A 6994-nucleotide genomic window follows, 5' to 3' on the forward strand; every position below is an offset into this window, starting at 1 on the left:
CACACGCCCGAGTACATGAGCGCGGCGCGCGCCAGGAGCGGCGTCAGTGCCGCAGGGAGGACACTCCCCCTTCCATCCCGTGACGCGGACGCGACAGCCTGCCGCAGCACGAACGGCCGATCCATCATCCGGTCCGCGCGCTGCGTCGGAGGGTCGAATTCCCCGCCGCCTCCACGGATGACCGGCGCCATCCCGGTCGCGCCGAGGGACGCCGCCGCCCTGGCGCGGTGGGCTCGAAGCCGGCCATCTGCCATGGTCGCCACCGAGGGCCGCGACCACCCGCCGCCCCGCGCGGGGAGAATGCGCCATTCCCGACGAGTCCGTGACGCCCGGTCACCTCATCTCAAGTCATCCGACGCAAAGCCAGCTCCCGGCCCCAGGCCTCGTGAACCGCCTCGATCTCAAGACGCTGCGCCTGTTCGCGGCGATCTGCGAGGAGGGGACGCTGAACGGCGCGGCGCGGGCGGCGGCGATCGCGCCATCCGCGGTGAGCAAGCGCCTCGCCGAATTGGAAAGGGCCCTGGGCTGCATCCTGCTGACCCGCGAGCCGCGGGGCATGCGCCCGACCCCGGCGGGCGAAACGCTGCTCCATCATACCCGCCGGATGCTGGCGAGCGCCGAGCAGATCGCCCTCGAACTCGCCGAGCATGCCACGGGCGTGCGCGGCATCGTCCGGATGCTCGCCAACCTCTCGGCCATCGTGCAGTTCCTGCCCGAGGATTTGCGCGCCTTCCTGGCGCGGCAGTCGGCGATCAAGATCGATCTCGAGGAGCGGCCGAGCGGCGGGGTGATCCGCGGCGTCGCGGAGGGCGCGGCCGAGATCGGGATCTGCTCCGGCAGCGTCGCGGCCCTCGACCTGCGGTCCACTCTCTACCGGCGCGACCGGCTCGTCCTGGTGATGCGGCCGGAGCATCCCCTGGCCGGGCGGCCGCAGATCGCCTTCGCCGAGGCGCTCGGCTACGATTTCATCGGCCTGCACGCCCAGAGCTCGATCTACGACAGCGTCCGGGCCGAGGCGCAGCGGATCGGCCGACCCTTGCGCCTGCGGGTGCACGTGCCGGGCTTCGACGCGGTCTGCCGCATGGTCCAGGCCGATATGGGTCTCGGCGTCGTGCCCGAGCAGGTCTTCGGCCTGATCGGCGGGGCGATGCAACTCGCGGCGGTGCCGCTGCGCGACCCCTGGGCGGCGCGCGAGATCACCATCGTGACGCGGCCCGGGACGCTCTCGCCGGCAGCCGGCCTCCTCGTCGCGCACCTGACGCAAGCCTCCGGCACCTGACCGCATCCTGCGTTCTCGTTTCGCGAACGGTCGCTCGCGAGATACGGTTGGATCCGCGCCGCGTTCGTCATCTATACGAGGCTCAAATATACCGACAGGGAGATGACGCCATGAGTGGACCACTCACCGGCATTCGCGTCCTGGAACTCGGCCAACTGATCGCCGCCCCCTTCGCCACCCGGCTGATGGCCGAATTCGGCGCCGAGGTGATCAAGGTCGAAGCGCCCGGCGAAGGCGATCCGCTGCGCAAGTGGCGCAAGATGCACGAGGGCACCTCGCTCTGGTGGTACCTGCAGTCGCGCAACAAGAAGTCGATCGCCGTCAACCTCAAGTCGCCGGACGGCCTGGCGGTCGTCAAGCAGCTGGCCGGGAACGCCGACGTGGTGGTCGAGAACTTCCGGCCCGGCGGGCTGGAGAAGCTCGGCCTCGGCTGGGACGTGCTCTCGGCGCTCAACCCCAACCTCGTGATGGTCCGCATCTCCGGCTATGGCCAGACCGGGCCCTACCGCGACCGGCCGGGCTTCGGCGCCATCGGCGAGTCGATGGGCGGCATCCGCTACACCACCGGCGATCCGAGCACCCCGCCCGCCCGCGTCGGCGTCAGCATCGGCGACACCCTCGCCTCCCTCCACGGCGTCATCGGCGCCCTGATGGCGCTCCTGCGGGTCAAGACCGGCCAGGGAGGCGGCCAGGTGATCGACGTCTCGCTCGTCGAGAGCGTGTTCAACGTCATGGAGAGCCTGGTGCCGGAATACGACCTCCTCGGCGAGGTCCGTACCCGCACCGGCGGCGCGCTGCCGGGCATCACCCCTTCGAACACCTATCCGAGCCGGGACGGCGGCTTCGTCGTCATCGCGGGCAACAGCGATCCGATCTTCCGCCGCCTAATGACCGCGATCGGCCGGCCCGACCTCGCCGAGAACCCGGATTTCCGCAACAACGAGGGCCGCTCACGCCAAGCCGCCATGCTCGATGCCGTCATCACCGACTGGACCAGGGGCCGTACGGTCACGGAAGCCCTCGACGTGCTCGCCGCCGCCGAGGTGCCGGCCGGCCGGATCTACTCCGTCGCCGACATCGTCGCCGACCCGCATTACAACGCCCGCGACATGATCCTCGAGGCGGACCTGCCCGGCGATACGCGGGTGAAGATGCCCGGCATCGTGCCGAAACTGTCCGAGACCCCCGGAGCCGTGCGCTGGCAGGGCCCGGCGCTCGGCGCCCACACCGATTCTGTCCTCGCCGATCTCGGCTTCGACGAGGCGGCCATCGCCGCGCTCCGCCAGAAGGGGGCCGTCGCGTGAGCCGGATCGTCGTCCAGGACAAGCTCCAAGATAAGCTTCAAGATAAGCTTATCGTCCAGGAGGTCGCGACCCGCGACGGCTTCCAGATCGAGGCGGCCTTCGTGCCGACGCCGGAGAAGATCCGGCTGATCGACGCGCTCTCGGCCGCGGGCTTCTCCCGCATCGAGGTCTCGTCCTTCGTCTCGCCGAAGGCGGTGCCGGCCCTCGCCGACGCGGCCGAGGTCTTTTCGGGGATCACCCGCCGGCCCGGCACAACCTATGTCGCCCTCGTGCCGAATCCGAAGGGCGCCGAGCGGGCGCTGGCGGCGAAGGCAGACGAGATCAACCTCGTCGCCTCGGTGAGCGAGACCCATAACCGCGCCAATATGGGCATGACACCGGAGGCCTCGATCCAGGGCTTCGCCGCGATCATGCAGACGGTGCGGGGCGAGGTCAGCGTCAACGCCACGGCGGCGACCGCCTTCGGCTGCCCCTTCGAGGGGTCTGAGCCCGAGGACAAGGTGCTGGCGCAGGTCGAGCGCTACCTCGCCCTGGGGGTCGACGGAGTGACGCTGGCCGACACGACCGGCATGGCCAATCCGCGCCAGGTCGCCCGCCTCGTCGCCCGGGTCCTGCCCCTCGTCGGCCACGAGCGCCTGACGCTGCACTTCCACAACACCCGCGGCTGCGGCCTCGCCAACGTGCTCGCGGCCTTCGAGGCCGGTGCCCGCCGGTTCGATGCGGCGCTCGGCGGCCTGGGCGGCTGCCCGTTCGCGCCCGGCGCCACCGGCAACATCTGCACCGAGGACCTCGTCAGCATGGCCGAGGAGATGGGGCTGTCGACCGGCCTCGACCTCGACGCGCTGATCGCCCTGTCGCGCGACCTGCCGCGCCTCGTCGGCCACGACGTGCCGGGTCAGGTCGCCAAGGCCGGCCGGCCGCTCGATCTGCACCCGGCTCCGCCGCTCAAGGCGGCCTGACGCCGGCGGGTGAGCCGCCCGCCAGAAGGCGGCCCTACGCCCCGCTCGCCGACATGAAATCCTGCCACGCCCGTGCCCCGGGCGAAGGCTCCCCCATGCCCGCATCGCGGGCCGAGGATCCACCATGCCCGGAGGACACCCCATGGCCATCGCCACAGCCGACCCGCTCACCGGCACCCAGCCCCTCACCGAGGCCGGCATCGTCCGCAAGGTCGCCTGGCGGCTGATGCCGCTGATCATGGTCTGCTACCTGTTCGCCTTCTTCGACCGCATCAACATCAGCTTCGCCAAGTTCCAGCTCCAGAGCGATCTCGGCTTCAGCAACGTCGCCTACGGCCTCGGCGCCAGCATGTTCGTGGTCGGCTACGTGATCTTCGAGGTGCCGTCGAACCTCGCCCTCTACCGGGTCGGGGCGCGGCGCTGGATCGCCCGGATCATGATCTCGTGGGGCATCGCCACCGCGCTGATGATCTTCATCCGCACCGAGTGGCACTTCTACGTCCTGCGCTTCCTGATCGGCGCGATGGAGGCCGGCTTCGCCCCGGGCATCCTGTACTATCTGACCCTCTGGTTCCCGGCTTCGTTCCGCGGCCGCATTACCTCGTTCATGTTCGTCGCCTCGGCCTTCGCCGGCATCCTCGGCGCGCCGGTGGCCGGGCTGATCCTCGGCGGCCTCAACGGCGTCGCGGGCCTCGCCGGCTGGCAGTGGCTCTTTCTCGCCGGCGGCCTGCCCTGCCTGATCCTCGGCGCCCTGGTGCTCACCCGCCTCGACGACCGGATCTCCGACGCGCGCTGGCTCTCGGCCGAGGAGAAGGATCTCCTGTCGTCGCGCATCGCCCACCACAACCGCGACATCGGCGATCACTCGCTCTGGGGCGCGATCAAGCAGCCGGGCTTCCTGCTCGTCGCCCTCGTCTACTTCCTGCTCCAGGTCGGTTCCTACGGCCTCAACTTCTGGGGGCCGGACCTGATCAAGACCGCGAGCGGGGGGGCTGCGGCCTCGGTCGGCTTCCTCACCGCCATCCCGTACCTTTGCGGCGCGGTCAGTATGATCGTGATCGGGCGCCTGTCGGACGCCTCGGGCGAGCGGCCGAAATTCGTCGCCGGACTCGCCATCGCGGCCGCCGCGGGCTTCTTCCTCGCCGGCCTGTTCGACAAGCAGATCGTGCCGCTGATGATCGCGCTGGCGCTGCTCGGTTCCGGCATCGTCGCCTCGATCCCGACCTTCTGGACCCTGCCGGCGAAGCTCGTCACCGGCGTTGGCGCGGCGGGCGGCATCGCGCTCATCAACACCCTGGGGCAATTCGGCGGCATCGTCAGCCCGGTCATGGTCGGCTGGGTCAAGGATCTCACCGGCTCCACCACCCCGGCGCTCTACGGCATCGGCTGCCTCTGCCTCGTCGCCGCCGGCCTCCTGCTCTTCGCGATGCCGGAAAGCCTGCGCCGCAACGACCGCAGCGTCTGACCCACACCCGGCGTCGGGCGCCTGAGCCCGTCTCATGGGTGGCGCGCGCTCACGGCGCTTGGTGGAGGCGCCGGGTGCTTGCTAGCTTCGTCGGAACAGGTCCCGCGATCACGCCACGATGGCGGGGCCGACAGCACCGGAGCCGGGCGCCGACAGGCGCCACGGCCTCCGGGCCAGGGAGGTGCCGACGCCATGAGAGAGCCACACGAGGCCGGGCCCGTCCGCCGGACCGACGCGATCATCGTCGGAGCCGGGTTCTCTGGCCTGTACCAGCTGCATCTGCTGCGCGACCGGCTCGGCCTGTCGGTGCGGGTGCTGGAGGCAGCCGACGGGATCGGCGGCACCTGGTACTGGAACCGCTACCCCGGGGCGCGGTGTGATTCGGAGAGCTACTACTATTCCTACTCGTTCTCCCGCGAACTGGAGGACGCGTGGGACTGGACCGAGCGCTACCCCGAGCACGGCGAGATCCGCCGCTACCTCGACCACGTCGCCGATCGCTTCGACCTCCGGCGCGACATCCAGCTCGGAACCCGGGTTGCGGGCGCCGCTTACGACGAATCCGCCAACCGCTGGACCGTCACCACCGAGACCGGCGAGCGGTTCGAGGCGCAGTTCCTCATCACCGCCGTCGGCTGCCTGTCGAGCGCCAACGTCCCGGCGCTCCCCGGGCTCGAGACCTTCGCGGGCGCCTGGTATCATACCGGCCGCTGGCCGCAGGAGGGCGTCGACTTTTCGGGCAAGCGCGTCGGATTGATCGGCACCGGTTCGACCGGCATCCAGGCGACACCCGTGATCGCGGCGGAGGCTGCCCACCTCACGGTGTTCCAGCGCACGGCGAATTACAGCGTGCCGGCCCGCAACGGCCCGATGGACGACGACTTCAAGGCCTGGGTTCGCGAGAACGCGGACGCGTTGCGGCTCAAGGCGCGCGAGGCGCCGAACGGCCATCCGTTCGACTTCTCCGACCGCTCGGCCTTCGATGTGTCGCCCCAGGAGCGCGAGGCGATCTACGAGGCGGCCTGGGAGCGTGGCGGTCTGCGATTCCGCACCGCCTTCCGCGATATCATGCTCGACAAGGATGCCAACGAGACCGCCTCCGCGTTCATCCGGGCGAAGATCCGCAGCATCGTCGCGGACCCGAAGACGGCGGAGACGCTGACGCCGCGCGACCACCTGTTCGCCACCAAGCGCCCGCCGATCGACACCGACTATTTCGAGACGTTCAACCGCGTCAACGTCGCGCTCGTCGACCTCAAGGCGACGCCGATCGCCGCGATCGTGCCGGAGGGCGTGCGGACCTCGGACGCCACCTACCCGCTCGACGTGATCGTCTTCGCTACCGGCTTCGACGCCCTGACCGGCCCCCTCCTCTCGCTGGATATCAGGGGGTGCGACGGGCTGGCGCTCAAGGACGTGTGGGCGGCGGGCCCGCGGAGCTATCTCGGCCTGCAGGTCCCGGGCTTCCCGAACCTGTTCACGATGACTGGTCCGGGCAGCCCGTCGGTGCTCACCAACATGCCGGTCGCGATCGAGCAGCACGCCGAATGGATCGCCGACTGCATCATGCACTTGCGCGAGCGCGGCCTGGACCGGATCGAGGCAAGGCCGGAGGCGGCGGAGTCGTGGGGCGCGGAGGTCGACCGAGCGGCGTCGGCAACCTTGCTGCCGATGGCGAGCAGCTCGTGGTACCTGGGCGCCAACGTGCCGGGCAAGCCGCGGGTGTTCATGCCATATGCCGGCGGCATGGCGCATTACCGCAGCCTCTGCGACCGCGTCGCAGCCGAGGGCTATGACGGTTTCGCCCTGCGATGATCCTCCAACGCGAGAAAGCCCGCCGGCTTTCGCCGACGGGCTTTCTCGGGTGTTTGGTTGCGGGGACAGGATTTGAACCTGTGACCTTCAGGTTATGAGCCTGACGAGCTACCGGGCTGCTCCACCCCGCGCCAAGGCGTGATCGTGACGAGGGAACGTGACGTGCTTGGCA

At 70.0% G+C, this 6994-nt stretch carries 5 protein-coding genes and 1 tRNA gene; 5 read left to right on the forward strand and 1 reads right to left on the reverse strand.

The window, feature by feature from the left end; all coding sequences use genetic code 11:
• Positions 1-385 precede the first annotated feature (385 nt).
• The 5 genes from FF100_RS34150 to FF100_RS34170 all read left to right on the forward strand — a co-directional run bounded on the left by FF100_RS34150 (position 386) and on the right by FF100_RS34170 (position 6822).
• Positions 386-1279: a LysR family transcriptional regulator gene (locus FF100_RS34150; RefSeq protein ID WP_139040459.1), complete on the forward strand. Its 894-nt coding sequence runs from the start codon at positions 386-388 to the stop codon at positions 1277-1279.
• Between the two features lie 110 nt (positions 1280-1389).
• The gene (locus FF100_RS34155; RefSeq protein WP_139040460.1) at positions 1390-2583 is read left to right on the forward strand and encodes a CaiB/BaiF CoA transferase family protein; all 1194 of its coding nucleotides are present in this window, start codon (positions 1390-1392) and stop codon (positions 2581-2583) included.
• The gene (locus FF100_RS34160; protein WP_246102708.1) at positions 2580-3542 is read left to right on the forward strand and encodes a hydroxymethylglutaryl-CoA lyase; all 963 of its coding nucleotides are present in this window, start codon (positions 2580-2582) and stop codon (positions 3540-3542) included. Before FF100_RS34155 ends, FF100_RS34160 begins: the two co-directional genes overlap by 4 nt.
• Positions 3543-3684: 142 nt before the next feature.
• A complete protein-coding gene (locus FF100_RS34165) occupies positions 3685-5007 on the forward strand; it encodes an MFS transporter (RefSeq protein ID WP_139040461.1) in 1323 nt (440 codons plus the stop codon).
• A 192-nt stretch (positions 5008-5199) separates the two neighbouring features.
• Positions 5200-6822, forward strand: a complete 1623-nt coding sequence (locus FF100_RS34170) for a flavin-containing monooxygenase (RefSeq protein ID WP_139040462.1) — start codon at positions 5200-5202, stop codon at positions 6820-6822.
• A 54-nt stretch (positions 6823-6876) separates the two neighbouring features.
• On the opposite strand, the gene FF100_RS34175 is transcribed toward FF100_RS34170, so the two are convergent.
• Positions 6877-6953: transfer RNA gene (locus tag FF100_RS34175), tRNA-Met, on the reverse strand.
• Between the last annotated feature and the right edge of the window lie 41 nt (positions 6954-6994).

Source organism: Methylobacterium terricola, assembly GCF_006151805.1.
GTDB lineage: Bacteria > Pseudomonadota > Alphaproteobacteria > Rhizobiales > Beijerinckiaceae > Methylobacterium > Methylobacterium terricola.

Bases quoted from the DNA above. Each gene is read 5' to 3' on its own strand.
- FF100_RS34165 (WP_139040461.1), top strand. From the start codon at position 3,685: ATGGCCATCGCCACAGCCGACCCGCTCACCGGCACCCAGCCCCTCACC.
- FF100_RS34170 (WP_139040462.1), top strand. From the start codon at position 5,200: ATGAGAGAGCCACACGAGGCCGGGCCCGTCCGCCGGACCGACGCGATC.
- FF100_RS34155 (WP_139040460.1), top strand. From the start codon at position 1,390: ATGAGTGGACCACTCACCGGCATTCGCGTCCTGGAACTCGGCCAACTG.